Source organism: Maritimibacter harenae (genome assembly GCF_009882975.1).
GTDB classification, from domain to species: Bacteria; Pseudomonadota; Alphaproteobacteria; order Rhodobacterales; family Rhodobacteraceae; genus Maritimibacter; species Maritimibacter harenae.
Genome location: NZ_WTUX01000011.1, coordinates 334,918 through 359,577, shown reverse-complemented (window position 1 = coordinate 359,577; position 24,660 = coordinate 334,918). Strand labels below are relative to the sequence as shown.

Annotated in this window: 27 protein-coding genes; 15 read left to right on the top strand and 12 right to left on the bottom strand. The window is 66.6% G+C overall.

Annotated features, from left to right (window positions below; translation table 11 throughout):
• Positions 1–45: 45 nt before the first annotated feature.
• The 4 genes from GQE99_RS08485 (at position 46) to GQE99_RS08470 (ending at position 2,142) form a co-directional block, all read left to right on the top strand.
• On the top strand, positions 46–516 hold the full coding sequence (locus GQE99_RS08485; RefSeq protein ID WP_161351162.1) for an outer membrane protein: 471 nt from the start codon (positions 46–48) through the stop codon (positions 514–516).
• A 55-nt stretch (positions 517–571) separates the two neighbouring features.
• Entirely contained in the window at positions 572–844 is a 273-nt protein-coding gene (locus tag GQE99_RS08480) for a hypothetical protein (protein ID WP_161351161.1), read from the top strand.
• A gap of 97 nt (positions 845–941) precedes the next feature.
• Positions 942–1,442: an outer membrane beta-barrel protein gene (locus tag GQE99_RS08475; RefSeq protein ID WP_161351160.1), complete on the top strand. Its 501-nt coding sequence runs from the start codon at positions 942–944 to the stop codon at positions 1,440–1,442.
• A 202-nt stretch (positions 1,443–1,644) separates the two neighbouring features.
• A complete protein-coding gene (locus tag GQE99_RS08470; RefSeq protein WP_161351159.1) occupies positions 1,645–2,142 on the top strand; it encodes an outer membrane protein in 498 nt (165 codons plus the stop codon).
• Positions 2,143–2,170: 28 nt separating this feature from the next.
• Here GQE99_RS08470 and GQE99_RS08465 read toward each other — a convergent pair whose 3' ends face one another.
• From GQE99_RS08465 to GQE99_RS08430, 8 genes are all read right to left on the bottom strand, one after another.
• Complete coding sequence (locus GQE99_RS08465; protein WP_161351158.1) at positions 2,171–2,596, bottom strand: hypothetical protein; 426 nt, start codon at positions 2,594–2,596, stop codon at positions 2,171–2,173.
• A 129-nt stretch (positions 2,597–2,725) separates the two neighbouring features.
• Positions 2,726–2,917 carry a hypothetical protein gene (locus GQE99_RS08460; protein ID WP_161351157.1) on the bottom strand — a complete coding sequence of 64 codons (192 nt, stop codon included), beginning with the start codon at positions 2,915–2,917 and terminating at the stop codon, positions 2,726–2,728.
• On the bottom strand, positions 2,907–3,437 hold the full coding sequence (locus GQE99_RS08455) for a holin family protein (RefSeq protein WP_161351156.1): 531 nt from the start codon (positions 3,435–3,437) through the stop codon (positions 2,907–2,909). The genes GQE99_RS08460 and GQE99_RS08455 overlap by 11 nt, the downstream gene beginning before the upstream one ends.
• Positions 3,428–4,039, bottom strand: a complete 612-nt coding sequence (locus tag GQE99_RS08450) for a holin-associated N-acetylmuramidase (RefSeq protein ID WP_161351155.1) — start codon at positions 4,037–4,039, stop codon at positions 3,428–3,430. The genes GQE99_RS08455 and GQE99_RS08450 overlap by 10 nt, the downstream gene beginning before the upstream one ends.
• A 65-nt stretch (positions 4,040–4,104) precedes the next feature.
• On the bottom strand, positions 4,105–4,548 hold the full coding sequence (gene ccmE / locus GQE99_RS08445) for a cytochrome c maturation protein CcmE (protein WP_161351512.1): 444 nt from the start codon (positions 4,546–4,548) through the stop codon (positions 4,105–4,107).
• A gap of 74 nt (positions 4,549–4,622) precedes the next feature.
• Positions 4,623–5,651, bottom strand: coding sequence for an N-acetyl-gamma-glutamyl-phosphate reductase (gene argC, locus GQE99_RS08440; protein ID WP_161351154.1), 1,029 nt, complete (start codon positions 5,649–5,651; stop codon positions 4,623–4,625).
• 55 nt (positions 5,652–5,706) lie between these two features.
• Positions 5,707–6,519: a glutamate racemase gene (gene murI / locus GQE99_RS08435; protein ID WP_161351153.1), complete on the bottom strand. Its 813-nt coding sequence runs from the start codon at positions 6,517–6,519 to the stop codon at positions 5,707–5,709.
• A 302-nt stretch (positions 6,520–6,821) separates the two neighbouring features.
• Positions 6,822–10,244: an indolepyruvate ferredoxin oxidoreductase family protein gene (locus GQE99_RS08430; protein WP_161351152.1), complete on the bottom strand. Its 3,423-nt coding sequence runs from the start codon at positions 10,242–10,244 to the stop codon at positions 6,822–6,824.
• A gap of 159 nt (positions 10,245–10,403) precedes the next feature.
• Here GQE99_RS08430 and GQE99_RS08425 point away from each other — a divergent pair, with 159 nt between their 5' ends.
• The 7 genes from GQE99_RS08425 to grxD all read left to right on the top strand — a co-directional run bounded on the left by GQE99_RS08425 (position 10,404) and on the right by grxD (position 17,429).
• A complete protein-coding gene (locus GQE99_RS08425; protein ID WP_161351511.1) occupies positions 10,404–11,309 on the top strand; it encodes a LysR family transcriptional regulator in 906 nt (301 codons plus the stop codon).
• A gap of 62 nt (positions 11,310–11,371) precedes the next feature.
• A complete protein-coding gene (locus GQE99_RS08420; protein WP_161351151.1) occupies positions 11,372–12,484 on the top strand; it encodes a hypothetical protein in 1,113 nt (370 codons plus the stop codon).
• An 89-nt stretch (positions 12,485–12,573) separates the two neighbouring features.
• A complete protein-coding gene (locus GQE99_RS08415) occupies positions 12,574–13,650 on the top strand; it encodes a hypothetical protein (RefSeq protein ID WP_161351150.1) in 1,077 nt (358 codons plus the stop codon).
• A 243-nt stretch (positions 13,651–13,893) separates the two neighbouring features.
• A complete protein-coding gene (gene purL, locus GQE99_RS08410) occupies positions 13,894–16,059 on the top strand; it encodes a phosphoribosylformylglycinamidine synthase subunit PurL (protein WP_161351149.1) in 2,166 nt (721 codons plus the stop codon).
• A gap of 165 nt (positions 16,060–16,224) precedes the next feature.
• The gene (locus GQE99_RS08405; RefSeq protein WP_161351148.1) at positions 16,225–16,734 is read left to right on the top strand and encodes a hypothetical protein; all 510 of its coding nucleotides are present in this window, start codon (positions 16,225–16,227) and stop codon (positions 16,732–16,734) included.
• A gap of 70 nt (positions 16,735–16,804) precedes the next feature.
• Positions 16,805–17,047: a BolA/IbaG family iron-sulfur metabolism protein gene (locus tag GQE99_RS08400; protein WP_161351147.1), complete on the top strand. Its 243-nt coding sequence runs from the start codon at positions 16,805–16,807 to the stop codon at positions 17,045–17,047.
• 22 nt (positions 17,048–17,069) lie between these two features.
• Positions 17,070–17,429, top strand: coding sequence for a Grx4 family monothiol glutaredoxin (gene grxD, locus GQE99_RS08395; RefSeq protein WP_161351146.1), 360 nt, complete (start codon positions 17,070–17,072; stop codon positions 17,427–17,429).
• Between the two features lie 83 nt (positions 17,430–17,512).
• Here grxD and GQE99_RS08390 read toward each other — a convergent pair whose 3' ends face one another.
• Positions 17,513–17,878 (bottom strand): cell division protein ZapA, encoded by a 366-nt coding sequence (locus GQE99_RS08390; RefSeq protein WP_161351145.1) that lies wholly within the window; start codon positions 17,876–17,878, stop codon positions 17,513–17,515.
• Positions 17,871–18,377, bottom strand: a complete 507-nt coding sequence (locus tag GQE99_RS08385; protein ID WP_161351144.1) for a hypothetical protein — start codon at positions 18,375–18,377, stop codon at positions 17,871–17,873. The genes GQE99_RS08390 and GQE99_RS08385 overlap by 8 nt, the downstream gene beginning before the upstream one ends.
• Positions 18,378–18,600: 223 nt before the next feature.
• Here GQE99_RS08385 and tkt point away from each other — a divergent pair, with 223 nt between their 5' ends.
• On the top strand, positions 18,601–20,622 hold the full coding sequence (tkt, locus tag GQE99_RS08380; protein WP_161351143.1) for a transketolase: 2,022 nt from the start codon (positions 18,601–18,603) through the stop codon (positions 20,620–20,622).
• Between the two features lie 69 nt (positions 20,623–20,691).
• On the opposite strand, the gene GQE99_RS08375 is transcribed toward tkt, so the two are convergent.
• Both GQE99_RS08375 and GQE99_RS08370 read right to left on the bottom strand, forming a co-directional pair.
• A complete protein-coding gene (locus tag GQE99_RS08375; RefSeq protein ID WP_161351142.1) occupies positions 20,692–21,066 on the bottom strand; it encodes a hypothetical protein in 375 nt (124 codons plus the stop codon).
• A gap of 1 nt (position 21,067) precedes the next feature.
• Positions 21,068–22,042, bottom strand: coding sequence for a DUF808 domain-containing protein (locus tag GQE99_RS08370; RefSeq protein WP_161351141.1), 975 nt, complete (start codon positions 22,040–22,042; stop codon positions 21,068–21,070).
• A gap of 274 nt (positions 22,043–22,316) precedes the next feature.
• Between GQE99_RS08370 and gap (GQE99_RS08365) the strand changes: the two genes are divergently transcribed.
• The 3 genes from gap (GQE99_RS08365) (at position 22,317) to gap (GQE99_RS08355) (ending at position 24,656) form a co-directional block, all read left to right on the top strand.
• Positions 22,317–23,312 (top strand): type I glyceraldehyde-3-phosphate dehydrogenase, encoded by a 996-nt coding sequence (gene gap / locus GQE99_RS08365; protein ID WP_161351140.1) that lies wholly within the window; start codon positions 22,317–22,319, stop codon positions 23,310–23,312.
• An 87-nt stretch (positions 23,313–23,399) separates the two neighbouring features.
• Positions 23,400–23,543, top strand: coding sequence for a glyceraldehyde-3-phosphate dehydrogenase (locus GQE99_RS08360; RefSeq protein WP_161351139.1), 144 nt, complete (start codon positions 23,400–23,402; stop codon positions 23,541–23,543).
• A gap of 114 nt (positions 23,544–23,657) precedes the next feature.
• Positions 23,658–24,656 (top strand): type I glyceraldehyde-3-phosphate dehydrogenase, encoded by a 999-nt coding sequence (gene gap / locus GQE99_RS08355; protein WP_161351138.1) that lies wholly within the window; start codon positions 23,658–23,660, stop codon positions 24,654–24,656.
• Positions 24,657–24,660 lie beyond the last annotated feature (4 nt).

Here is a 24,660-nt window from a genome sequence, read left to right as displayed (position 1 = left end):
CGGGGCGGGCCGGCGCCGTGCGCCGAAACACCAAGAGGAGGTCACATGAACCGCTCACTCAAGACCATCGCACTCGGCCTCGGGCTCGCCATGGCCGCCGCCGGAACTGCCGCCGCGCAGGATTTCGACGGCTTCTACCTTGGCGCCTACGGCTCGGGCGATTTCACGACGTCGCCGAACACCTACGGCTTCGGCGCGAACGCCGGTTATCTCTATGAATTCACACCGGGCGGCTACGTCGGCGTCGAGGGCGACGCCTACTTCCCGATGTCGAACCCGAACATCTACACCGCCTCGGCGCGGCTGGGCTATGACTTCGGCACGCCGTTCATGGTCTACGGCCAGGTCGGCGCCGGCATGGACAGCACGGGCGCGAGCCTGTGGACCGTCGGCGCGGGCGGCGAATATGCCGTCGGCGGCAACACCTCGGTCCGGCTCGGGGTCGATCGCTACCAGCCCTTCTCGGGCGGTCCGGCGAACTACGTGGCCAAGGTCGGCCTGAACTACCGCTTCTGATGGAGCGTGGCGCGGCGGGCTGGCCCCGCCGCGCCGTACGCGTCATTCTCACCGCATGATCAGGCAATTCGCTCTCGCCGCGCTCCTGGCGCTTCCCGTCCCGGCCACCGCGCAAACGGTTTCGGGCGGAAAAGAACAGCCGAACCTGTTCGGCTGGCCCGCGCGTCCCTCGATCATGGCGCGTGACGCGGGCCGTGAAGACCGGCGCGAGGACCTGCGCCCGCGCAGCGCCGCGCGCACCCCGGCCTCGAAGACGCCGCGCGAGGCCCCGGATCTGGAAATCGGCATATCCGGCGAAATCTGGACCGGCGTGGTCGTGAAATTCTGAAACGTCGCGGCCATCTTGTCTTAACCCGAAATTAACTCCTTTGAGCACACCCTGGGCCATTGCTTGGGGCGAGGGCGCATCCCGGGAGGATGGCGCCATGCGAAAAAAAATTCTTGCAGCCGTGCTGGTCGCACTGACGGCCTCTGCCGCCGCAGCGCAGGACTTGTCCGGCCCCTTTGGCGGGCTCTACCTGCGCCTCGACCTCGCCCCTTACGCCATCACGCGGCGCATCGACGGTGCCGCGGGCGGCTTCGCGGGCTACGCCGAGCGCTTTGGAGACCATATGGTCGTCGGCGTCGAGGGCGACATCACCTACGACTGGCGCAACACCAACCTCACCCCGGCCACCCGCACCGTGACCGGCACGGCCCGCCTGCGTGCCGGCGTCGACACGGGGCCGGGCGCCCTGCTCTACGGCACCGGCGGCTTCGGGTTCGAAACGGGCGGCGTCGGCCCGGTATGGGAACTGGGCGCGGGGTTCGACATCGGGCTTGGCCAAGGGCGGTTCCTGCGCACCGAACTCACCCGCCAGGCGCCTTTCACGGCCCCAAGCGCGCCGCGCACGAACGCGGTGGTGGGCATCGGACTGCGGTTTTGAGCGCCGAGATCACCCGAATAACAACATGAGAATGGGAATATATTGCGAAAAAGGCGGCCAAAAACGTGTGAAACTGTAGCGAATTAACAACCATTTGGTGTCATCCGTCTCGTTTGGACGCTAGAACCTTGCCGAAGGACTCCTGAATTCGGCAGGGTTCGGAAAAACGTGCAACGTCACGACATTGATTTAGGAGACGACGATGAGCAGCAATCTTCGTAAATTCGCCACCGCAGCGACTTTCGCCCTTTTCGCGGGTGCGGCCACCACCGCCACCGCACAGTCGCACGACGGTTTCTACGCCGGTGCGCTGATCCAGAACGATTTCAGCGTGCCCTACCTCGACGGCGCGCTCGGCGTCTTCGCCGGTTACAACTACGGCGTCAGCTCGGGCTTCGTGCTCGGCGCGGAAGTCGAAGCGCAGTACGACTGGGCCACCAATGTGGTTCCGGCCGGCTCCGCCTTCACGGGCCTCGCCAACGTGCGCGCGGGCTACGCCCTGGGCAACGACTTCCTGCTCTACGGCAAGGTCGGCGCGGGCGTGATGACCGGCGCCGGGTTCATCTACAACTACGGCATCGGCGGCGACCTGAGCGTTTCCGACAAGTACCTGCTGCGCGGTGAGATCATGCGCGTCAGCGGCACCGGCATGGCGCGTTCGCGCACCGATTTCAAATTCGGCGTCGGCTACCAATTCTGATCCGGCTTCGCGTGGGGCCCGCCGGGCCTCACGCAACCACCCCGTAAACGGCTCCCGACACGACGAGCGCCGCCACCGGCGGCCATAAGAAGTGCGGACCGTGGCAGCCGAGGCTGCGTTGCATCACGGCGAAGTGCAGGATCGACCCCACGATCGGCAGCGCCAGCACCCCGAAAATCACCGGACCGCCCGCCTCGGGCTGCGTGCCGTCGCCCAGCATCTCACGCCACCACCCGGCGGCGAGCGCGGCCATGCCCGCCCAACTCATCACCATGCCCGTGGCCAGCGGCGTCGTCCGCTCGATCCAGAGCCACAGGAAGGTTCCCGCAATCATCGCCGCCATGAGCGCGATCGCGCCATAGACCACGGTCGCCACGGGGCGCACGCCCGCGACCTGGAACCCCGCCTCAAGCGCCAGAATCGTCAGACCGGTGAGGAGGATCGCCTGTTTCATGCCCAAGAACCTCTCGCACGGCATGATCCAGAAGATCCGCCGCCCGCTGATGCCGCTCCAGCGCACGGAAGAGACGCCGTCCCGCCAGCCAGTCCCTGACCCGGACCAGCCCCGTTGCCACGCCCGCCGTCATGGCGCCCCGCCCCGGCCGGGCAGCCGCTCACGGATGATGGTGGTGATCTCGATCAGCACGGCGGAATTCTTGTCGAGCACCGCGCGCGTCGCCTGGTCCTTCTGCAGGTCACGCCACAGCAGGTAGAAAACGAGCAGCACCCAGGGACCGTGATCGGCCAGCAGCCGGACGAAAAGCTCAGCCCTCATTGCGCACCCATGCCTCGAGGGCCGGGTTGGCGTCGCCTGCCGCACGCCGTCCGGCCTCGAGCGCGTCCAACGACGCGATGTTGCGCAGGACCGTCCCGGTCGCGACCGTGGTCCTGGCCAGCGCCCGACGGAAGTCATGTGCCTTCGCCTGGTGGCGCGCGCCGAAATAGAAGCTCACGATCGCGCCCATGAGCCACCAGAGCGGCTCCGGCACCAGCGCGATCCCGTTCATGCGGGCCGCGAACCAGACCGGGTCGACCATCGCCGCGACGAAAAGCCCCAACGTGCCAAGCGCCAATGCAGGACGCGGCAGCCGGTTCACCCCGTCGATCAGCCGGTCGAAGGCGCTGCGCCGCGCCCCCGCGAACTCCGCGGCGAACTGGTCCAGGGCGGCCCGCTGGCGCGCCGCGTCGCGCGCCGCCTCCGCCTCGGGGCTTTCCCAGAACGCCCCGGCGGTGTCGCGCAGCACGTTGCGCCCCTCGCCGAACAGAAGCCGCAGGGTCCCGTCGATCAGTCCCATGCGGCCACCCGGGCGCGATGCTCGGCCTCCGTGAGGTGGTATGTCCCGGAGATGAACGCCTCGGCGCGCCGGATCCAGCCGCCCTTGCCCCCGTCCCGCCTGCGCGCGTACTTGCGGCTGGCCGGGCGCCGGTCGGCAAGGCGGTAGTAGTAGTTGCGCCGCGCGATACCGTAGGCATCGGCCAGGTGTCCGGGTCCGCGCTCCGCCGCGGCAGCCGCGGCCGCCCGTGTCTGCGGCCCAATGACCCCGTCGACGGCACAGCCGAAGCCCATCCGCCCCAGGAGCCGCTGGAGAATGCGCACCGCCTCGCCCCCGGCGTTGACGTACATGTCGAAGACCGAGGGCTGGAGCACCTCCGGAAGACCAGAGATCCCCGGTGCCTCGAAGTAGTGCTCAATGAAGATGTCGGTGGCGAGACCGGGGGTGAGCGCGTGGACATCCTCCACCGTCACCGCCCCGTCCCCATCGAGATCCCGGCCCAACCGGCGCATCGTCCCGATGGTGACCCCATGTTTCGTCGCCCCGCCCGGATCGTCCGGGTCGTTCACGTAGCCGCCTTCGCGCGCCACGATGCTTTCGGCGATCTCCCGAACGCTCTGCATGCTCTCGACCTCCGCACCTGGAATGCGAAGACGAGGCTCGGTTCAAAGCGTTAAGGAGCCGGTAATCAGGAGTTCGGCTCGACGTAGACGCCCTGTTCCTTCAGCGTGTCGAGCACTTCCTTGGGCATGTATTCCTCGTCGTGCTTGGCCAGGATCTCGGTCGCCCTGAACACGCCGTCGACGTAGCTTCCGGTGCCGACCATGCCCTGGTTCTCGCCGAACAGGTCCGGCAGAACGCCCGTGTAGGACACCGGCACCCGGTTCGCCCCGTCGGTCACGGCGAAGGTCACGGTTTCGCCCTGCCCGCGCACGATCGAGCCTTCTTCGACGAGCCCGCCGATCCGGAACACCTCGTTCGGCGCCGGCGGCTCCTCGGCCACCTGCGTGGGCGAGCGGAAATAGTTGATCCCGTCGCGGAACGCGTAGCCGATCAGACCGGTGGCCAGTATCAGCGCGGCGAAGGTGACCAGGATGATCTGGACCCGCCTGCGTTTCTTCAACCCTTTCATGCCCGCCATCGCGTGGCCCTCCTTAAAGATGCGCGGACCCTAACAGGGCGCCGCGCCGGCAACCTTGATCCCCGTCAAGGAAAGACGGGGGCCAGCATCAGCCCCGTCGTCTCGTCTTCCCCGAGCATGAGGTTCGCGTTCTGCATCGCCTGCCCGCTCGACCCCTTGCACAGGTTGTCGAGCGTGGAGACCACCAGCGCGCGGCCCGGCACCCGGTCCCCGATCACGCCGATATGGCAGAAATTCGATCCCATGACATGTCCCATGCCGGGCGCCTGCCCGAAGGGCAGCACCTCGATGAACGGCTCGGCCTCGTAACGTGCGACCAGCGCGTTGTGGATCGCCTTGGGGTCCCCCTCGACATAGCAGTCGGCGAGGATCCCGCGGTTCACCGGCACGAGATGCGGGGTGAACATGATCTCCACCTTGCGGCCCGCGATCCGGCTGAACTCCTGGTCGAACTCGCCCAGGTGGCGGTGCTTGCCGCCCTGGGCATAGCCCTGGACATCGGTCGAACGCTCGGCGAAAAGCATGTTTTCCTTCAGGCTGCGCCCCGCCCCCGACACCCCGTTCTTGAGGTCGCAGATGATCCGGTCGAGGTCGATCAACCCCTCCTCGATCAGCGGACGCAGCGCGAACTGCACGGTGGCGGCATTGCAGCCGGTCCCGGCCACGAGACGCGCGTCCCGGATGCGGTCGCGGTTGAACTCGGTCAGCCCGTAGACGGCGGTTTTCTGAAGCTCCGTGGCCTCGTGCGCGTTGCCGTACCACTTGGTGTAGTCGTCCGGATCGGCCAGCCGGAAATCGGCGCCGAGATCCACGACCTTCACCCGCTCCGGCAGATCGCGCACCAGCGCCTGGGACAGCCCGTGGGGCAGCGCGGCGAAGCACAGGTCGACCTGGTCGAAGTCGATCTCGTCCATCGTCACCAGCCGCGGCAGGTCGAGGTGGCGCAGCTGCGGATAGACCTCCGCCATCTCCATCCCGGCCTTGCGGTCCGCCGACAGCGCCACGATCTCCATCGACGGATGGGTCGCGATCAGCCGGACGAGCTCCGCGCCGGTGTAGCCGGACGCACCGAGAATGGCGATTTTATGGGTCATTCAAACCTCGGAATAAGTTGGAAAGGATGTAGGGCTTTTCGCCCCGGCGTTCAATTCACGCCGACTCGAAGGTGATCTTACGTCGCAGGAAGCGCGTCGCGCCGCCCGACACCTTGACCGGGTTGCCGGTGGTCAGGAACTTTGTCTCGGTCCCCGGCCCGATCATCTTCGGGTGACGCTCGAGATAGTCGGCCAGGCTCTCGGCCACGAGGTTCGCCTGGCTGTAGACCGCCACGTCGGGCCCCAGCGCATCCTGGAACACGTCTTCCATCAACGGGTAATGCGTGCAGCCCAGGATCGCGGCCTCCGGCGTGGGCATCTTGCGCTTGAGCGCCTCCACGTGGCTGCGCACCAGCGCCTCGGCGAGGATCATGTCCCCCTCCTCGATCGCGTCCACAACGCCGCCGCAGGCCTGCGCCTCGACATCGACCCCGATGGCGCGGAAGGCCAGTTCCCGCTGGAACGCGCGGCTCGCCACGGTCGCCGGCGTCGCGAAGAGCGCCACGTGCTTCACCGCCACTTCGCGCGGCGGGCTGTTGTCGCCCCACTTGCGCTCGGTCAGCGCCTCGATCAGCGGCACGAAGACGCCCAGCACGCGCTTGTCGGCCGGAATCCAGCTCTCCTGCATCCGGCGCAGGGCCGCGGCGGAGGCCGTGTTGCACGCCAGGATCACGAGGTCGCAGCCCTCCTCCCACAGCCGCGACACCGCGCTGGTGGTGAGCTGGTAGACGTCTTCCGCATCCCGCACCCCGTAGGGTGCGTGGGCGTTGTCACCGAAATAGACGAACGGCACGTCGGGCAGCCGCTTCGTCACCGCGTCCAGAACCGTGAGCCCGCCGAGCCCCGAGTCGAAAATCCCTACCGCCATGGGCGATCACGCCTTGTGCCGTTCCTCGAAGTCATGCCCCGTGACGCCACGCGCCACGGGTATCGGCGACAAGGCATATGTTTGTTCCCGCAGGAAATCCATCATGGAATCGGGCTCGGCACGAAATTGCAGGCCCCGACGGTGACGGTCCCCGACAGCGGGTCCCTTCTCTGTTTCGAAAATACCTCAGGGGGGGGTCGCGCCACGGCGCGACGGGGGACGGGTCCCCCTGCCGCCGCGCGGGCGGGCGCAGCCCGGCCGCGCGGCTCAGGCAAGCGCGCGCGCCAGCGCGCTCCTTTTGCTCACTCGGCCGCCTGGGCCGCCGGTGCATCGCCCGCGTGGAAGGCTGCCAGGAGCTCTTCACGGCGCTTCGCGGCCTTCTCGGCGTTTTCCGCCTTCACCGGCCCGAAGCCCCGGATGGTGAGCGGCAGGTGCGCAAGCTCGACGGCGGCCTCGTGGTTGCCTTTGTCGTAACCGTCGATCACGGCCTTCATGTCGGCCTCGTATTCCGCGATCAGCGCCCGCTCCATGCGCCGCTCCTCGGAGCGCCCGAACGGGTCGAACGGCGTGCCGCGCAGCACCTTCATGCGCGGCAGGATGCCCATCGCCTTGACCGCGCCCTCGCCGAAGGCGCGCTTCTTCGGGCGCCCGTCCGGGGCTGTGCCGTTCATGATCGGCGGCGCGAGATGGACCTTCAGCTTCAGGTCGCCGTCGAACGCCGCCTCGGCCTTGGCCCGGGTGTCGCGCATCAGGCGGGCGACCTCGTACTCGTCCTTGTAGGACAGGAGCTTGTGGTAGCCGAGCGCGATTGCCTCGCGCATCGCCTCGTCCGGCGCCCGGTCCACGAGCTTGCGGTACCGCTTGGCCAGCCGCTTGTTCTGGTAGGCCGTAAGGTGATCCTCGCGGAACGCGATTTTCTCGTCCAATGTCAGGGGCTTGTCGACCACTTTCGATCCGCCGGCGCGAAGTGCCGCGTCGCGGTCGATGACCACCCAGCGGCCGATGTCGAAGGCGCGGCGGTTGCGCTCCACGGCCTGACCGTTGAGCTCGATCGCCCGGTCGATGGCCTCACCGCTGATCGGAACGAGCCCTGCCTGCCAGGCGGCGCCCAGCACCATCATGTTGGAATAGATCGAGTCGCCCATGAGCGCCTCGGCCAGTTCGGTCGCGTCGAACAGCGTCAGCCTTTCCTTAAGCCGTGCCTCAAGAGACAGCTCCAAACGGTCGCCCGGAATACGGAATTCCGTGTCGCGGGTGAAATCGCCGGTGACGGTCTCGTGGCTGTCCACCACGCCGCCGGTGCGCCCGGTGGTCATCAGCCCGAGCGTCTTGGCATCCGCCGACACCACCAGTTCACCGCCGATCAGAGCGTCGCATTCCCCGGTCGCGACCCGGATCGCCGAGATGTCCTCCGGCGTCTCGGCCACGCGCAGGTGGACCAGCACGGCACCGCCCTTCTGGGCAAGCCCGGCCATCTCCATCATCCCCGCGCCCTTGCCGTCGATATGCGCGGCCTGCGCCAGGATCGCGCCGATGGTCACGACGCCCGTGCCGCCCACGCCGGTGATCACCATGTTCCAGGTGCCGTCGATCGCTGGAAGCGCCGGGGCCGGCATTTCCGGCAGCGCGACATCCGAGGCCGCGCGCTTCTTCGGCGTGCCGCCCTCGACCTCGATGAAGCTCGGGCAGAAGCCCTTGAGGCAGGAGTAATCCTTGTTGCAGGCCGACTGGTCAATGGCGCGCTTGCGCCCCAGTTCCGTCTCCACGGGCGTGATCGCGACGCAGTTCGACTGCACCCCGCAATCGCCGCAGCCCTCGCAGATGTCGGTGTTGATGAGGATGCGCTTGTCGGGGTCCGGAAACGCGCCCTTCTTGCGCCGCCGCCGCTTCTCCGCCGCACAGGTCTGCACGTAAAGAAGGACGGATACGCCCTTGATTTCGCGCAATTCCTCTTCGATGTTGATCAGCTCGTCGCGGTCATGAACGCTCACGCCCGCCGGCATCTTCGCCGGGTCCACGCCCTCCTTGGGATCGTGGACGACCACGAGCTTCTCGACACCCGCCGCCTTCATCTCGGCCGCGATCCGGTAGGGATCGAGCCCGCCCTCGTTGGGCTGGCCGCCGGTCATGGCGACGGCGTCGTTGTAGAGGATCTTGAAGGTGATGTTGGTGCCCGCCGCGATGGCCGCGCGGATCGCCTGGATGCCGGAATGGTTGTAGGTCCCGTCGCCCAGGTTCTGAAACACGTGCTGGCGGGTGGAGAACGGGGCCTCCCCGATCCAGTTCACGCCCTCGCCACCCATGTGGGTGAAGCCGACGGTGTCGCGGTCCATCCACTGCACCATGTAGTGGCAGCCGATCCCGGCATAACCGCGCGAGCCCTCGGGCAGCTTGGTCGAGGTGTTGTGCGGGCAGCCCGCGCAGAAATACGGCAGCCGTGCCGCGATCTGCTCGGCATTGTCGGCCTTCTTGGCCTCGGCCACCTTGGCGAGCCCGCCCCGGATCGCATCCGTGTCACGGCCCTCCTCGATGAAGATCTCGCCCAGCTTCTCGGCGATCATCACGGGGTCGAGCGCGTAGCGCGTGGGAAACAGCTCGAGCTGGCGCCCGTGCTCCCAGGTGTCGCCCTTGTGCCAGCCATAGACGCGGCGGCCGCGCCGGTCGTCGAAGATCGCCTCCTTGATCTGCACCTCGATCAGCTTGCGCTTCTCCTCGACCACGATCACGAGATCGAGGCCCTCGGCGAACTCGTGGAAGCTCGTCATGTCGAGCGGCCAGGTCTGGGCAACCTTGTAGGTGGTGATGCCAAGGCGTTCCGCCTCGGCCTCGTCGATGCCCAGAAGGCTCAGCGCGTGGGTCAGGTCGAGCCAGTTCTTGCCGGCCGCCACAAGGCCGATCTTGGCCCCCGGCTTGCCCCACATGCGCCGGTCGATCCGGTTCGCGCGGGCATAGGCCTCGGCCGCGAAGCGCTTGTAGTCGATCATCCGCGCTTCCTGCGCTATCCGGTCGTCGATCAGCCGGATGTTGAGCCCACCGTCGGGCATCACGAAATCCTCGGGCGTGACCAGCGACATGCGCGCGGGATCGCCATCGACCACCGCGGTCGCCTCGACCGTGTCCTTCATCAGCTTCAGGCCCGCCCAGAGCCCGGAAAAGCGCGACAGGCCGTAGCCGTAGACGCCGAGGTCGATGATTTCCTGCACGCCCGCCGGCGACAGCACCGGCATGTAGGCATCGACCATCGCCCAGTCGGACTGGTGCAGCACGGTCGAGCTTTCGCCGGTGTGGTCGTCGCCCATCGCCATCAGCACGCCGCCGTTCGGGCTGGACCCGGCCATGTTGGCATGGCGCATCACGTCGCCGGAGCGGTCCACGCCCGGCCCCTTGCCGTACCAGAGCCCGAAGACCCCGTCGTACTTGCCCTCGCCGCGCAGTTCGGCCTGCTGGGCGCCCCAGAGCGCGGTGGCCGCCAGGTCTTCGTTCAGCCCGGGTTCGAAGCGCACGTTCGCGGCCTCGAGGTCCTTGGCCGCGCGCATCATCCAGCTGTCGACACCGCCCAGCGGCGAGCCGCGGTAGCCCGTGACGTAGCCTGCCGTATTCAACCCCGCCGCCCGGTCGCGTGCCGACTGGATGAGCATCAGGCGCACCAGCGCCTGCGTGCCGTTCAGAAGAACCGGGCTCTTGGCCAGGTCGAATCGATCGTGCAGTGAAACATCCTGCCGCATTGGCGCGCTCCTGTGGCTAGCTTTTGGGCATCTCGAGGTTAGGTCAAATTGATTGACCTGTAAAAGACAAACCTCGTGAAACACTTCCTTGGCATTTCACGACTACATGATGATAAGAAGCGCTCGAATTTGCGCGAAACAGGATAAGATGTGACCGGGATGGACTGGGACAAGCTCAGAATCTTTCACGCCGTGGCGGATGCGGGCAGCCTCACCCATGCCGGGGAGGCGCTCAACCTCAGCCAATCGGCGGTCTCCCGCCAGATTCGCGGGCTGGAGGAGAGCCTGAATGCCACCCTCTTCCACCGCCACGCGCGCGGCCTGATCCTCACCGAGCAGGGCGAACTGCTGTTCGACGCGACCCGCGCGATGGTCCAGCGCCTCGACGCCGCCGTGGCACGCATCCGCGATTCCAAGGAAGAGGTGTTCGGCGAACTGCGCGTCACCACCACGACCGGCTTCGGCTCGCTCTGGCTCGCCCCGCGCCTGCCCAAGCTCTACGAGCAGCACCCCGAGCTCAAGATCGACCTGATGCTCGAGGAGCGCGTGCTCGACCTGCCGATGCGCGAAGCCGACGTCGCGATTCGGCTCAAGGAGCCGTCCCAGGCCGACCTGATCCGCAAACGGCTGATGGGCGTGAACATGCGCCTCTACGCCAGCCCCAGCTACCTCGACACCTACGGACGGCCCGAAACGCTGGCCGATCTCAGCAACCACCGCATCATCTGCCAGAACACGAACTCAGCACAGGTGAGCGCGGGGGCCACCTTCACGCAGGACATCCTGACGAACAACGTCGCCTCGCTTCTGACCGTGAACAACTACTTCGGCGTGCTCCAGGCGGTGCTCAACGGCCTCGGCATCGGCATCCTGCCCGACTACATCCTGCAGGACTTCCCCGAGGTCGAGCGCGTGCTGCCGGAAGAGGAAAGCCGCGAAATCCCCGTCTTCCTCGCCTACCCCGAGGAACTGCGCCACTCCAAGCGCATCGCCGCCTTCCGCGATTTCGTGACCGAGGAAATCATGAACCACCGCAAACGCGCCGCCGAAACCGGCGCGGATTAGGGGAACTGCTTGACGGCAAAGCGTCTGCCACGTGACATCGTCCGGAAAACAGGGCGAGCGGCATGAAGTTTCTGAAACGGCAAAAGAAGTTCCCCGGACGGCTGATCGTTCACATCGGCGACCACAAAGCCGGATCCTCCACGATTCAGCGCGCACTCGGCCGAGGCGACGTGACGCTGAAGGATGGGACGATCTGTTATCCCCTTGTTGAAGACATGTGGCACCACAATGGTCTGCAGCCTTCATTACGCGCAGAGATGCGAACCGGCGGTCCTCCGAAGATGCACCTGGACCGGTTTCGTCAGCTCAGCATGATCGCTCGGAAAGAAAACGCCGACGTGACGATATTGTCGGCCGAGGCGCTGGAATATATCGACAAGTCCAGGTTGTTGGAGAAGATCGAGAAAACGTTTGGCGCGACACCGGATCAGATCCAGTTCGTTACATACCTACGGCCACATTTCGAACGCTTCCAGTCCACGCTTGCCGAGCGGATCAAGATCGGGTGGCTGCCTTGGGATATAAGGTCCCATTATGCCGATAACTTTGACGAATTTCCCGGCAAGCTTATCCTGTACGCGGACCGTCTGGCCGCCGCACGAAATGCGTTGGGAGACAGCTACATCGTTAGACCGATGGTGCGGCGCGAACTTCACGACGGTGATCTGCTGACCGACTTCTTTGCCTGCACCCTGGGCCCTGACAGAATAAGCTTCACCGACACGACCCGTGCAAACGAATCCCTCTCCATTCAGGACCTGATGCGCCTTCACGTGATGCATCACGCGCTGCCGGAGCTGAGCAAGCATCAACATCTCGCGTTGGGCTGGGCATTGTCTTCCCTGTTCCCTGTTTCCGGACCGGCGAATGAAACGCCGGCGCGTCTCCAATTGCCGAAAGAGATGGCCGAAAGAACACATAAGACGTGCCTCGAAGATGCACGCCGTGTCGACGTGGAATGGTTCGACGGGCGGAAGATCATGGAAGATGCATTGGACCGAGCCGTCGAGAAAGCTCCGACAGAGACGCAATCCCTCTTTCCAGAGGATTGGCTGTCAAGCGAGGAGATCCGCACGATCCGGGCGTTTGCGAAGTCGCTCGGAGAACTGGCGGATGGTACCGGACGGTGGATAACGCAAATCGACCGTATAACAACGCGCGCGCAACTCAGCTGACGCGTGCCCCCATCCGTCGACTCTCCCACCCAAACCGGCAATAAGGCCCCCGGGCCCTGCGGGCCCCGCGACGGCATCGGGCGGATTTCATGAGCATGGCGACGAAACGACGACTGATCATCCATGCCGGCCAACACAAGACCGGCAGCACATCGATCCAGAACGCGCTTTTTCGTCCCGACCTTGAGGTCGCGGGGCAATCCTGGCGCTACGCGACCCTGCCCCGTACGCAGGATCACCATGCGCTCTACCGCATGATCGAACACGGCTACGGCAAGTCCAACCCGTTCGCACGTGCCGGGGTCGCCGGCATGCGCGCCTGGATCGCGGGGCAGCGTGGCGATACCGTCATCCTGTCGGCCGAAAGCTTCTCCGAACTGCCGCCACGCCACCTGGCTCGGGCCCTCGCCCCACTCATGCGCAGGTTCGATGAGACGCGCGTGTTGCTCTACGTTCGCCCCCATCTCGGGGCCTTCACCTCTCTCTTCGTCGAACACGTCAAGATGGGCACCCTTTTCTGCGGCCTCGAAAAGTACGCCGAGCTCGAGGGCGACCGCTTCGAATATGCCGGCAAGCTCGCGCGCTGGCGCGACGCCTTCGGCGACCGGCTCACCGTGCGCCCGTTCATCCGCGACCGGCTGTCGGGCGGGTCCGTGATCGAGGATTTCCTCGCCCAGGCCTTCCCGGACACCACCGCGCGCCATCACGGCGCGCCGGAGAAGAACGTGGCCCTCGGCATGCATGACCTCATGCGTCTCAAGGTGTTCCACCGGACACTGGCGCGCCACGGCATCGGCGCCCGTCACCACCTGGGCTGGCCGCTCGCCGACCTGATCTCGCCCGGCGCACCACGCGACACGGTGAAACTGCAACTCCACCATGGGCTGGCCGACACGCTTGCCACGCGCTACGCGCCGGACGCCGCGCGAGTGGACCGCGAGGTCTTCGACGGGGAGCCGGTCTTCTCGGACGCGCTCGCGCGCGAGCGGGCCCGGGCGGTGGACACCCCGTTGTCCCTGCGACCCGGCGAATGGATCGCGGCCGACGAGATCAACACGCTCAAGGCGCTGGCGACCGTCTTCGCGCAATCGCACGGGAAAAGCCCAATGTGGCGCTTGCGCCTGCACCTGCGGCACCTCGAGAGGCAAAGCGAAAACAACGCCTGACCACAGCCATGCGCCGCGCGCATACCAGACATGTTCACGCATTGCTTGCGCGACAGGCACTTTGCCCATAAATGCCGCCTCGAAGCCGGTCGACACACAGTCTGATCGTCTTCACCTCCCTGTTGGACTTAGGCCGGGCCTCGTGCCCGGCTTTTTTTTGCCCGGTCCCGGGCGCGCCTCGCCCCTTCCCTCCGGCCATCGCATCCCTTATGAGGCGGACAAATGCCACGAGGGGACCCGCGCATGACCACCGAGCCTGAGATCACCGAAGAGATCATCGAGGCACACGGGATCAAACCCGATGAATACGCCGACATCCTGCGGATTCTGAACCGGGCGCCGAATTTCACGGAACTCGGCATCTTCTCGGCGATGTGGAACGAGCACTGCTCCTACAAGTCCTCCAAGAAATGGCTGCGCACGCTGCCCACCGAGGGGCCACAGGTGATCTGCGGGCCGGGCGAGAACGCGGGCATCGTCGACATCGGCGACGGCCAGTGCGTCGTGTTCAAGATGGAAAGCCACAACCACCCCTCCTACATCGAACCCTACCAGGGCGCGGCGACGGGCGTGGGCGGCATCCTGCGCGACGTGTTCACGATGGGCGCACGGCCCATCGCGGCGATGAACGCGCTGTCCTTCGGCGAAACCTCGCATCCCAAGACCAAGCGCCTCGTCCACGGCGTGGTCGAAGGGATCGGCGGCTACGGCAACTGCTTCGGCGTGCCCAACGTGGGCGGCGAAGTGCGTTTTCACCCCGCCTACAACGGCAACTGCCTGGTGAACGCCTTCGCGGCGGGGCTCGCGGAGACCGACAAGATCTTCTACTCCGCCGCCTCCGGCGTGGGCATGCCGGTGGTCTACCTCGGCGCCAAGACGGGCCGTGATGGCGTGGGCGGCGCGACGATGGCCTCGGCCGAGTTCGACGACACGATCGAGGAAAAGCGCCCCACGGTGCAGGTCGGCGACCCGTTCACGGAAAAGCGCCTGATGGAGGCGACGCTGGAGCTCATGGCCACCGGCGCCGTCATCTCGATCCAGGACATGGGGGCCGCGGGCCTCACCTGTTCGGCGGTCGAGATGGGCGACAAGGGCGAGCTCGGCATCCGGCTCGACCTCGACGCCGTGCCGCAGCGCGAAGAGAACATGACGGCCTACGAGATGATGCTCTCGGAAAGCCAGGAGCGCATGCTCATGGTCCTCAACCCTGAGAAAGAGGCCGAGGCGCGCGCGGTGTTCGAGAAATGGGACCTCGACTTTGCCATCGTGGGCGAGACCCTGCCAGAGGACCGCTTCGTCATCATGCACCAGGGCACCTGCCGCGCCGACCTGCCGCTGCGCGCGCTCTCGGGCAACGCGCCCGAATACGACCGGCCGTGGGAGGAAACGCCCGAGGCCGAACCGCTCGCCGACGTGCCGCAGATCGACGCGATCGACGGGCTGAAGGGGCTCATCTCCTCGCCCAACTACGCCGCGAAGCAGTGGGTCTACGAACAATACGACCACATGGTCATGGCCGACACGGTGCGCCGCCCGGGGCTGGGCGCCGGGATCGTGCGCGTCCACGGCACCGACAAGGCCGTCGCCTTCACCTCGGACGTGACGCCGCGCTACGTGCGCGCCAACCCGCTCCAGGGCGGCCGGCAGGCGGTGGCGGAAGCCTACCGCAACCTGACGGCCGTGGGCGCCACGCCCCTCGCCACGACCGACAACATGAACTTCGGCAACCCGGAAAAGCCCGAGATCATGGGCCAGTTCGTGGGTGCGATCAAAGGGATCGGCGAAGCGGTCTCCGCGCTCGACATGCCGATCGTGTCGGGCAACGTCTCGCTCTACAATGAAACCGACGGTGTCGCGATCCTGCCCACGCCGACCATCGGCGCGGTGGGCCTGCTCCGGAACCTCGAGACCGACCTGATCGGGGGCGAGGCGCGCGACGGTCACGTCGCCCTCCTGGTGGGCGAAACCGACGGCCACCTGGGCCAGTCCGCGCTTCTCTACGAGGTCTTCAATCGCGAGGACGGCGACGCGCCGCACGTGGATCTCGCCGCGGAGAAACGCAACGGCGACTTCATCCGCGCCAACCGCGAGATGATCAAGGCCTGCACCGACCTTTCCGACGGCGGCCTCGCGCTCGCCGCCTTCGAGATGGCCGAGGCCGCGGGCGTGGGCGTCCATCTCGACAGCGACGAGACCGCCTACCTCTTCGGTGAAGACCAGGCGCGCTACCTCGTCGCCTGCAACTTCGATCAGGCCGAGGCGCTGATGATCGAGGCCGGGCGCGCGGGCGTGCCGATCCAGACGGTCGGGCGCTTCACCGGCGACATCGTGCGTTTCGGCGCCTCCGAGGCCCCGCTGGCCGAACTCGCGGGCATCTACCGCACGAGCTTCGAGGCCACCGCGACCTGACCGGCTTCATCGTTCCCGAAATACTTCGGGAGAGCGCGAGAGGGCAGAGCCCTCTCGCCCCCCGCGCCGCGTGACAGCGCGGCGCAAGACCTGCGCGGGCGCAGCCCGCACATTGTGCCGTCCATCCCCCTTGCCTCGCGCGCCCGCCGCGCGCACATATCGCGCATGGCCCGAATCCCCGACATGACCTCCGATTGCGCCAATTGCGCCGCCCTGTGCTGCATCGCCCTCGCCTTCGACGCGGGCGACGAATTCGCCATCGACAAGCCGGCGGGGCTGCCCTGCCCCAACCTCGCACCCGACATGGGCTGCTCGATCTACAGCCGGCTCGAGGACGAGGGGTTTTCGGGCTGCGTCACCTACGAATGCCGCGGCGCCGGGCAGCGGGTGACACAGGAAATCTTCGAAGGGCGTACCTGGCGGCGTCACCCCGACATCACGGGCCCGATGCTCGACGCCTTCTCGACGATGCGCAAGGTGCACGACGGGATCGAGCTCCTGCTGACCGCCGAGCGTCTCGACCTGCCCGACAGCTACGAGGAAGAGCGCCTGGCGCTGCTCGAGCTCTACGCGCCCGAAGAGCCGTGGACCGAGGACCGCCTCGCCGCCTTCACCGCCTCGGACGCGCAGTCCCGCTTCGCCGCGTTCCTGCCCCGACTGCGCGATTTCGTGTAGCCACCTGCCCTTGCGGCCACCCGCTCCCCCCTCTACATCTGGGGAAAGATCAGACGGGAGACACGTGTTCATGGCCATGGAAGGATCGGAAATCGAAGCGCTCATCCGCGAGAGCTTTCCGAACGCCCAGATCACCATCACCGACCTTGCCGGGGACGGCAATCATTGGGCGGCCGAGGTGATCGACGAGAGTTTCAAGGGGATGAACCGGGTGCAACAGCAGCGCGCTGTCTATGCCTCGCTCAAGGGCAAGATGGATGGCCCGCACGGCGACCTGCACGCGCTTGCCCTGACCACCAAGGCGCCCGCCTGAGCGGCGCGACAAGGAAAGACCAATGACCGCAGAACAGACCATCAAGGAAACCGTCACCTCGAACGACGTGGTGCTCTACATGAAGGGCACGAAGGAAATGCCGCAGTGCGGGTTCTCCTCGCGCGTGGCCGGCGTGCTGAACTTCATGGGCGTCGACTTCACCGACGTGAACGTGCTGGCCGACGACTCGATCCGCCAGGGCATCAAGGATTACTCGGACTGGCCGACGATCCCGCAGCTCTACGTGAAGGGCGAATTCGTGGGCGGCTGCGACATCATCACCGAGATGACGCTCTCGGGCGAGCTCGACCAGCTGTTCGACGACCAGGGCATCACCTATTCCAAGGACGCGGCGGAGAAGATCCGGGAAGCCAACGGCTGACCCGACGCCGCGACGGCACATGAAAAAACGCGCGGGAGGGCGACCTTCCGCGCGTTTTCCTTTTCCTGGAGCCCTCGGGGCGCTCAGCCGGTCTTGCCGTCCACCTGGTCGGCGATCGCCTCGGCCCGGGCGGCCAGTTCCGACAGCGTGTCGCTGACGCCCGGCGGGGCCTCGTTCGCGGCGGCGCGCGCCTCGGCCAGTTCGGCCTCGAGCTGCGCGATCTTCTTGTCGGCGATCTTGAGGTTGTCCTCCATGCCGGCGGTCTTGTCGGCGAGCATCAGCCCGGCCATGAGCAGCATCCGGCTTTCGGTCAGGTGGCGGATCTGGTCGACCAGCACCTGGGCCTCGTTGTCGAGCATCGCGGCGGCCGATTGAAGGAAGTGCTCCTCGCCCTCGGCGCAGGCCACTTCGAATTCGCGGTTGCCGATGGTGATCTTCACGTCAGGCATCCCCGGCACCTCCCTGTTCGACCGCGTCGATCATCTGGTCGAGTTCGCCCAGCACCGCGTCGATCTCGGCCCGGTCTGCGGCCTGTGCCGCGCGCAGGGCGTCAAGCTCGGCCATCATCGACTTGTTCACGAGATGCGGTTCGGCCACCCCTTCGGAAATCGCGTCGCGCAGCGCGGTGTTGTTGGAGCGCAGCTCCGCGTTCACCCGCGCGAGCCGCGCGACGGTCTCTTCCTGCGTGGCCAGGAGCCGCGTCAGCCGGTCGACCTCGCCCGCCAGCCGTTCGACGGTGGAATCCTGTTTCTCCTTGATCGTGCGCACGCGGTCCTCGAGCTGGGCATTCGCCGTGCGCTCTTCTTCCAGCTGGGTGCGCAGGGCGACGACCTCGGCCGTGTCGCCGGCCGCTTCCTCGGGCGCGGGTCGTTCCAGGTGCTCGATCCCGGACCCGATCCGGTCGAGCGCGTTGGCGATGCGCGCCTGAAGCTCGGAAATATCGCTCATGCTCCGCCTGTCCTTCATTGTCCTTTTGCGGACTTTGCCTGCGCGCCGCGGGTTGTGCAACCTCACCACGAATCGCCCGTGACGCGCCCTCGGACCGATCCTATCCCATGCCTTGGCCGATTGCGCCCCCTTTGCACTCAACCACTTGGCTTGCGTGCTTGATCTTGCCGGGATGGCTGTTAAGAGACCCGGGAGCGCAAACATCACGAAAAGGACGGCCCACGTGGAACTTCAGGCCCTTCGCGACACGCACCCCGAACACTGGATGAAAGCCGCCGCGATCCGGATGCTCGCCGTCGACGCCGTGCAGGCGGCGAACTCGGGACATCCCGGCATGCCGATGGGCATGGCGGACGTGGCGACCGTGCTCTTCGAGAAGCACCTCAAGTTCGACCCCTCCCGCCCCGACTGGCCCGACCGCGACCGGTTCGTGCTGTCGGCCGGCCACGGCTCGATGCTGCTCTACGCGCTTCTGCACCTGACCGGCTATGCCGACATGACGATCGAGGAGATCGAGAACTTCCGCCAGTGGGGCTCGAAAACCGCCGGGCACCCGGAATTCGGCCATGCCGAGGGGATCGAGACGACGACCGGCCCGCTGGGCCAGGGCATCTCGACCGCCGTGGGCATGGCGATGGCCGAGGAAATGCTGCGCGCGCGCCTGGGCCGCAAGGTGCAGGACCACTACACCTACGTCATCGCGGGCGACGGCTGCCTCATGGAAGGCATCAGCCAGGAAGCCATCGGGCTCGCCGGCAAGCTGAAGCTCTCGAAGCTGATCGTGATGTGGGACAACAACTCGATCTCCATCGACGGTGACGTGAAACTGTCGGACATCACCGATCAGAAGAAGCGTTTCCAGGCGTCGGGTTGGCAGGTTCTCGCCTGTGACGGCCACGACCCCGAGGACATCGACCGCGCGCTGACCGAGGCGAAGCGCTCGAAGAAGCCCACGATGATCGACTGCAAGACGCACATCGGCTTCGGGTCCTCCAAGCAGGACACCGCCAAGGCGCACGGCTCGCCGCTGGGCGAGGACGAGATCGCCAAGCTGCGCGAAACCTATGGCTGGCCGCACCAGCCCTTCGTGATCCCCAACGCCGTGGCCGCCCAGTGGAAGGCCATCGGCGAACGCGGGGCCGAGGATCGCGCGGCCTGGGAAGGCCGCGTCTCGGAGCTTTCCGAGCAGCGCCAGAAGGAAATCGCGCGCATCTTCGCCCGCGAGGCGCCGAAGAAGCTGTCGGCGCGCATCAAGGCGCTGAAGAAGCAGATCAGCGAAGAACAGCCGAAGGTCGCGACCCGCAAGGCCTCCGAGATGGTGCTCGAGGTGGTGAACCCGATCATGCCGGAAAACATCGGCGGCTCGGCGGACCTCACCGGGTCCAACAACACGCTGACCGCGGACCTGGGCATCTTCGACGACAAGAACCGCAAGGGCCGCTACGTCCATTACGGCATCCGCGAGCACGGCATGGCCGCCGCGATGAACGGGCTCGTCCTGCACGGCGGCATCCGCCCCTACGGCGGCACGTTCATGTGCTTCACCGACTACGCGCGCGGCGCGATCCGCCTGTCGTCGCTCATGGGCATCCCGGTCACCTACGTGATGACCCACGATTCCATCGGGCTCGGCGAAGACGGCCCGACGCACCAGCCGGTCGAGCACCTGGCGATCTGGCGCGCGACGCCCAACACCTGGACCTTCCGCCCCTGCGACACCGTCGAGACGGCCGAAGCCTGGGAACTGGCGCTGACCTCGACGGACCGCCCGTCCTGCCTCGCGCTCAGCCGCCAGGGCCTGCCGACGCTGCGCCGTGAGCACAAGAACTCCAACCTCACCGCCAAGGGCGCCTACGTGCTGGCCGAGGCCGAGGGCAAGCGCCAGGCGATCCTGATCGCCACCGGCTCGGAGGTCGAGATCGCGATGGCCGCGCGCGACATCCTGCAGGAAGCCGGTATCGGCACCCGCGTCGTCTCCATGCCCTGCATGGAGCTCTTCGCGGCGCAGGACGAAAGCTATCGCCGCAAGGTGCTGCCGGCCGGCCCCGTGCGCGTGGGCATCGAGGCGGCGCTGCGCGCCGGCGGCTGGGACCGCTGGCTCCTGGGCGAGCGCGGGCGCGACGCCCGCCAGGCCTTCGTGGGCATGGAGAGCTTCGGCGCCTCCGCACCGGCCCCGAAGATCTACGAAGAGATGGGCATCACGGCGGACAACGTCGCCAAGACCGTCCGCGACCTGCTGGGCTGATCGCCCCGGGACGAGACATGAAAAGGGCGCCCGTCGCGGCGCCCTTTTTCTTTTGGTCGTGTCCGCGGATCAGGCGGAGGCGAGCGACAGGATCGCGGGGATCGACACGATCACCAGAAGGTAGGTCGCCAGCCCGAAGATCAGCGCCGCGCGTTCGCCACGCGGGTCCGGCCCCTCGCGTTTCTCGAACATCCGCCACAGGAGCGCGACCAGGCCGAAGGTGCCGATGATGAGCATCACCATGCGCGCGCTGTCGACGCCCAGCCGGTCGGTCATCTGGAGCGGACCGAAGAGCAACCCCTGCCCCACGAAGAGCACGGCGGCGGCGATGAGCGCGGCGGCCATGCCCGTGTTCTGTCCCAGCTTGCGCCAGCCGAGGTAGGCGAAGACGAAGGGCAGCGCCACGACATAGGCGAAGATCGCCCCGAGCCCGATCATGATCATGTCAGTGCGCCTCCTTGTCGCCGCCGGTGACGGCCGCGATGGCCGGCCCGATGAGGCGCGTGCCGATCGGGATCAGCACGAGCCCCAGCGCGAAACCCAAGACGCCGTCCTGCGCGGCGGTGGCGGTCCATTCGACCGTCCCGCGCCAGGCCGGGCCCACCATCTCGCCCAACGCGACCGCGTTGTGATGCACGAAGTCATAGATCGGGTCCCAGCCCATCTCGTGCAGCCCGTGCACGATGATGTTGCCCCCGACCCAGAGCATCGCGGCGGTGCCCACGATCGTCAGCAGCTTCATGAACCCCGGCATCCCCTTCACGAGCCCCCGGCCCGCCGCGCGGGTGATCGAGAGCCGTCCGGCGGTGGCCATGCGCAGGCCCACGTCGTCCGCCTTCACGATCAGCGCAACGGAACCATAGACCGCCACGGTGATCCCCAACGCCACCAACGCGAGAGAGGCGGCCTCCATCCAGACGGTGGAGGCCGGCAGCGCCGAGAGCGCGATGGTCATGATCTCGGCGGAGAGGATGAAGTCGGTCTTGATGGCGCCCTGCACCTTCTGCGTCTCCAGGTGGGCCGGGTCGCCCACCGAATGCTCGGCCGCGTCGAACGTGTGCTCGCCCGGGAACAGCGCGTGCCAGATCTTCTCGGCCCCTTCGAAACAGAGGTAGCCGCCGCCCAGCATCAACAGCGGCGGTATCAGCCAGGGCGCGAAATTGGCCAGCAGCAGCCCCGCGGGCAGCAGGATGATCAGCTTGTTGCGAATCGACCCCAGCGCGATCTTGCCCACGATGGGCAGCTCGCGGCTCGCGTCGAAGCCGGTGAGATACTTGGGCGTCACCGCGGCATCGTCGATCACCGCGCCCGCCGCCTTCGACCCGGCCTTGAAGGCCTGGGCCGCGATATCGTCCACCGACGTCGCCGCCACCTTGGCAATCGCCGCCACGTCGTCGAGTAGCGCCAGAAGTCCGCTCATGCTGTCTCCGCTTCCTGTTCCGGGGGAGCGTAGTGGACCCACCCGCCAAGGCAAGCCGCGAATCCCCCGCGCGCAATCGGCATACATCCGCACACTGCGTTACCGATAGCGTTGGCGCTAACGCCCAGTTTTGCCGCATGTTTTCGCTAACATGTTGTCAGCTAACACGAATTTCAGTGGCCCCTTCCGGCGCAAGTCCGTATAGGACAGGCATCATCGAAACAGGCGCGCGGGTGGTGCGCAAGACATGAGAGACCGTGAAGGGGGATCGGACATGACCGTCACCGTCGGCATCAACGGCTTTGGGCGCATCGGGCGTTGCACGCTGTCCCACATCGCGCAATCCGGGCGCAACGACATCCAAGTGGTCAAGGTGAACGCCACCGGGCCGCTCGAAACGACCGCGCACCTGCTGAAGTACGACTCCGTCCACGGTCGCTACCCGGACGAGATCAAGATCGCCGGCAACACGATGGACGTGGGCCGCGGCCCGATGGAGATGATGTCGACCTACGACATGGACGAGCTCGACTGGTCCGGCTGCGACGTCGTTCTGGAGTGCACCGGCAAGTTCAACGACGGCGAGAAGGCCAAGGCCCACCTCGGGCGCGGCGCGAAGAAGGTCCTGATCTCGGCCCCCGCCAAGAACGTGCAGAAGACCATCGTCTTCGGCGTCAACGACGAGATGCTGGCGTCGTCCGACTACATGGTCTCGAACGGCTCGTGCACCACCAACGGTCTTGCCCCGATCGCCAAGGTCCTGAACGACGCGATCGGCATCGAGCGCGGCGTGATGACGACGATCCACAGCTACACCGGCGACCAGCCCACGCTGGACCGCCGCCATGACGACCTCTACCGCGCCCGCGCCGCCGCGATGGCGATGATCCCCACCACCACCGGTGCGGCCAAGGCGCTCGGCGAAGTGCTCCCCGAACTCGCCGGCAAGCTCGACGGCACCGCGCTGCGCGTGCCGACGCCGAACGTGTCGTGCATCGACCTGACCTTCGAGGCGGGCAAGGACGTGACCGTCGACGACGTGAACGAGATCATGCGCGAAGCGGCCGCGGGCAACATGAAGAAGGTGCTGGCCTACGACCCCGAGCCCAAGGTGTCGGTCGACTTCAACCACACCGAGTACAGCTCGATCTTCGCCCCGGACCAGACCCGCGTCGTGGGTCGCACGGTGCGCGTGCTGGCCTGGTACGACAACGAATGGGGCTTCTCGGCGCGCATGGCCGACGTGGCCGCGGCGATGGGCCAGGCCTGAGCCAAGCCGCCCCGAGACGGATCGAAGCCCCGCCGCCGGCGGGGCTTTTTTCTTGCCCGCCTCCCCCGGATCGGCAACAAACCCGGCATGACGAACCGGCTTGCGCTGATCCTCTTTGTCCTCATCGTGGCCGCCTTCGCGGCCGACTTCGCGGTGAACGCGGGGCGCGCGTCGCTGTTTCTGGCCAAGGAACTGTTCGAATTCCTCCACTGGCTGGCCTTCTGGCGCTGAAAAGACGGGCCACCCCTTGACGTTCAGCGCATGATGTTGATGTTAGCGTTAACGCCGCGGTAGCGTCCAGAATGTCGCATCGTGTCCTGCCACACGCGCACAAGGGAGCACCCCATGACCGTGAAACTCGCCATCAACGGATTTGGCCGCATCGGCCGCAACGTCCTGCGCGCCCTCTACGAACAGGGCCGCACGGATATCGAGGTGGTCGCGATCAACGACCTCGGTCCGGTGGAGACCAACGCCCACCTCCTCCAGTTCGACAGCGTCCACGGGCGTTTCATGAACGAGGTGATCGCCTCGGGCTCGACCATCGACGCGGGCCGCGGCCCGATCGAGGTCACGGCGATCCGCGACCCCGCCGAGCTGCCCTGGGGCGATGTCGACGTCGTGCTCGAATGCACCGGCATCTTCACCGGCGACAAGGCCAAGGTGCACCTCGACAACGGCGCCTCGCGCGTCCTGGTCTCGGCCCCCTCCTCGGGCGCCGACAAGACCATCGTCTACGGCGTGAACCACGACACGCTGACCTCGGACGACCTGCACGTCTCGAACGCGTCGTGCACCACGAACTGCCTCGCCCCCGTGGCGAAGGTCCTGCAGGACAGCTTCGGCCTGAAGCGCGGGTTCATGACGACGATCCATTCCTACACGGGCGATCAGCCGACGCTCGACACGATGCACAAGGATCTCTACCGCGCCCGCGCGGCGGCGATGAGCATGATTCCGACCTCGACGGGTGCGGCCAAGGCCGTGGGGCTCGTCCTGCCCGAACTCAACGGGAAACTCGACGGTGTCGCGATCCGCGTGCCCACGCCCAACGTGTCGTGCGTCGACCTGACCGCCGAGCTCGACCGAGACGTGACGGTGGACGAGATCAACGCGGCCATGAAAGCCGCCGCCGAAGGCCCGCTCAAGGGCATCCTCGGCATCACCGACCGCAAGCTCGTTTCGATGGACTTCAACCACGACCCGCACAGTTCCACCTTCGCCACCGACCAGACCAAGGTGATGGACGGGAATTTCGTGCGGATCCTGAGCTGGTACGACAACGAGTGGGGCTTCTCGAACCGGATGCTCGACACGGCCGCCGAGATCGGCAAGCACATCTGAGCCA

Excerpts from the sequence above, each read along its gene's own strand:
- GQE99_RS08475 (WP_161351160.1), top strand. The coding sequence starts at position 942 with ATGCGAAAAAAAATTCTTGCAGCCGTGCTGGTCGCACTGACGGCCTCT.
- GQE99_RS08480 (WP_161351161.1), top strand. The coding sequence starts at position 572 with ATGATCAGGCAATTCGCTCTCGCCGCGCTCCTGGCGCTTCCCGTCCCG.
- gap (WP_161351140.1), top strand. The coding sequence starts at position 22,317 with ATGACCGTCACCGTCGGCATCAACGGCTTTGGGCGCATCGGGCGTTGC.
- GQE99_RS08360 (WP_161351139.1), top strand. The coding sequence starts at position 23,400 with ATGACGAACCGGCTTGCGCTGATCCTCTTTGTCCTCATCGTGGCCGCC.
- GQE99_RS08465 (WP_161351158.1), bottom strand. The coding sequence starts at position 2,596 with ATGAAACAGGCGATCCTCCTCACCGGTCTGACGATTCTGGCGCTTGAG.
- purL (WP_161351149.1), top strand. The coding sequence starts at position 13,894 with ATGACCACCGAGCCTGAGATCACCGAAGAGATCATCGAGGCACACGGG.
- grxD (WP_161351146.1), top strand. The coding sequence starts at position 17,070 with ATGACCGCAGAACAGACCATCAAGGAAACCGTCACCTCGAACGACGTG.
- GQE99_RS08385 (WP_161351144.1), bottom strand. The coding sequence starts at position 18,377 with ATGAGCGATATTTCCGAGCTTCAGGCGCGCATCGCCAACGCGCTCGAC.
- argC (WP_161351154.1), bottom strand. The coding sequence starts at position 5,651 with ATGACCCATAAAATCGCCATTCTCGGTGCGTCCGGCTACACCGGCGCG.
- GQE99_RS08400 (WP_161351147.1), top strand. The coding sequence starts at position 16,805 with ATGGCCATGGAAGGATCGGAAATCGAAGCGCTCATCCGCGAGAGCTTT.
- GQE99_RS08470 (WP_161351159.1), top strand. The coding sequence starts at position 1,645 with ATGAGCAGCAATCTTCGTAAATTCGCCACCGCAGCGACTTTCGCCCTT.
- GQE99_RS08460 (WP_161351157.1), bottom strand. The coding sequence starts at position 2,917 with ATGAGGGCTGAGCTTTTCGTCCGGCTGCTGGCCGATCACGGTCCCTGG.
- GQE99_RS08425 (WP_161351511.1), top strand. The coding sequence starts at position 10,404 with ATGGACTGGGACAAGCTCAGAATCTTTCACGCCGTGGCGGATGCGGGC.
- GQE99_RS08370 (WP_161351141.1), bottom strand. The coding sequence starts at position 22,042 with ATGAGCGGACTTCTGGCGCTACTCGACGACGTGGCGGCGATTGCCAAG.
- GQE99_RS08375 (WP_161351142.1), bottom strand. The coding sequence starts at position 21,066 with ATGATCATGATCGGGCTCGGGGCGATCTTCGCCTATGTCGTGGCGCTG.
- GQE99_RS08390 (WP_161351145.1), bottom strand. The coding sequence starts at position 17,878 with ATGCCTGACGTGAAGATCACCATCGGCAACCGCGAATTCGAAGTGGCC.
- murI (WP_161351153.1), bottom strand. The coding sequence starts at position 6,519 with ATGGCGGTAGGGATTTTCGACTCGGGGCTCGGCGGGCTCACGGTTCTG.
- GQE99_RS08430 (WP_161351152.1), bottom strand. The coding sequence starts at position 10,244 with ATGCGGCAGGATGTTTCACTGCACGATCGATTCGACCTGGCCAAGAGC.
- GQE99_RS08485 (WP_161351162.1), top strand. The coding sequence starts at position 46 with ATGAACCGCTCACTCAAGACCATCGCACTCGGCCTCGGGCTCGCCATG.
- GQE99_RS08455 (WP_161351156.1), bottom strand. The coding sequence starts at position 3,437 with ATGGGACTGATCGACGGGACCCTGCGGCTTCTGTTCGGCGAGGGGCGC.
- ccmE (WP_161351512.1), bottom strand. The coding sequence starts at position 4,548 with ATGAAAGGGTTGAAGAAACGCAGGCGGGTCCAGATCATCCTGGTCACC.
- gap (WP_161351138.1), top strand. The coding sequence starts at position 23,658 with ATGACCGTGAAACTCGCCATCAACGGATTTGGCCGCATCGGCCGCAAC.
- GQE99_RS08405 (WP_161351148.1), top strand. The coding sequence starts at position 16,225 with ATGGCCCGAATCCCCGACATGACCTCCGATTGCGCCAATTGCGCCGCC.
- GQE99_RS08420 (WP_161351151.1), top strand. The coding sequence starts at position 11,372 with ATGAAGTTTCTGAAACGGCAAAAGAAGTTCCCCGGACGGCTGATCGTT.
- GQE99_RS08415 (WP_161351150.1), top strand. The coding sequence starts at position 12,574 with ATGAGCATGGCGACGAAACGACGACTGATCATCCATGCCGGCCAACAC.
- GQE99_RS08450 (WP_161351155.1), bottom strand. The coding sequence starts at position 4,039 with ATGCAGAGCGTTCGGGAGATCGCCGAAAGCATCGTGGCGCGCGAAGGC.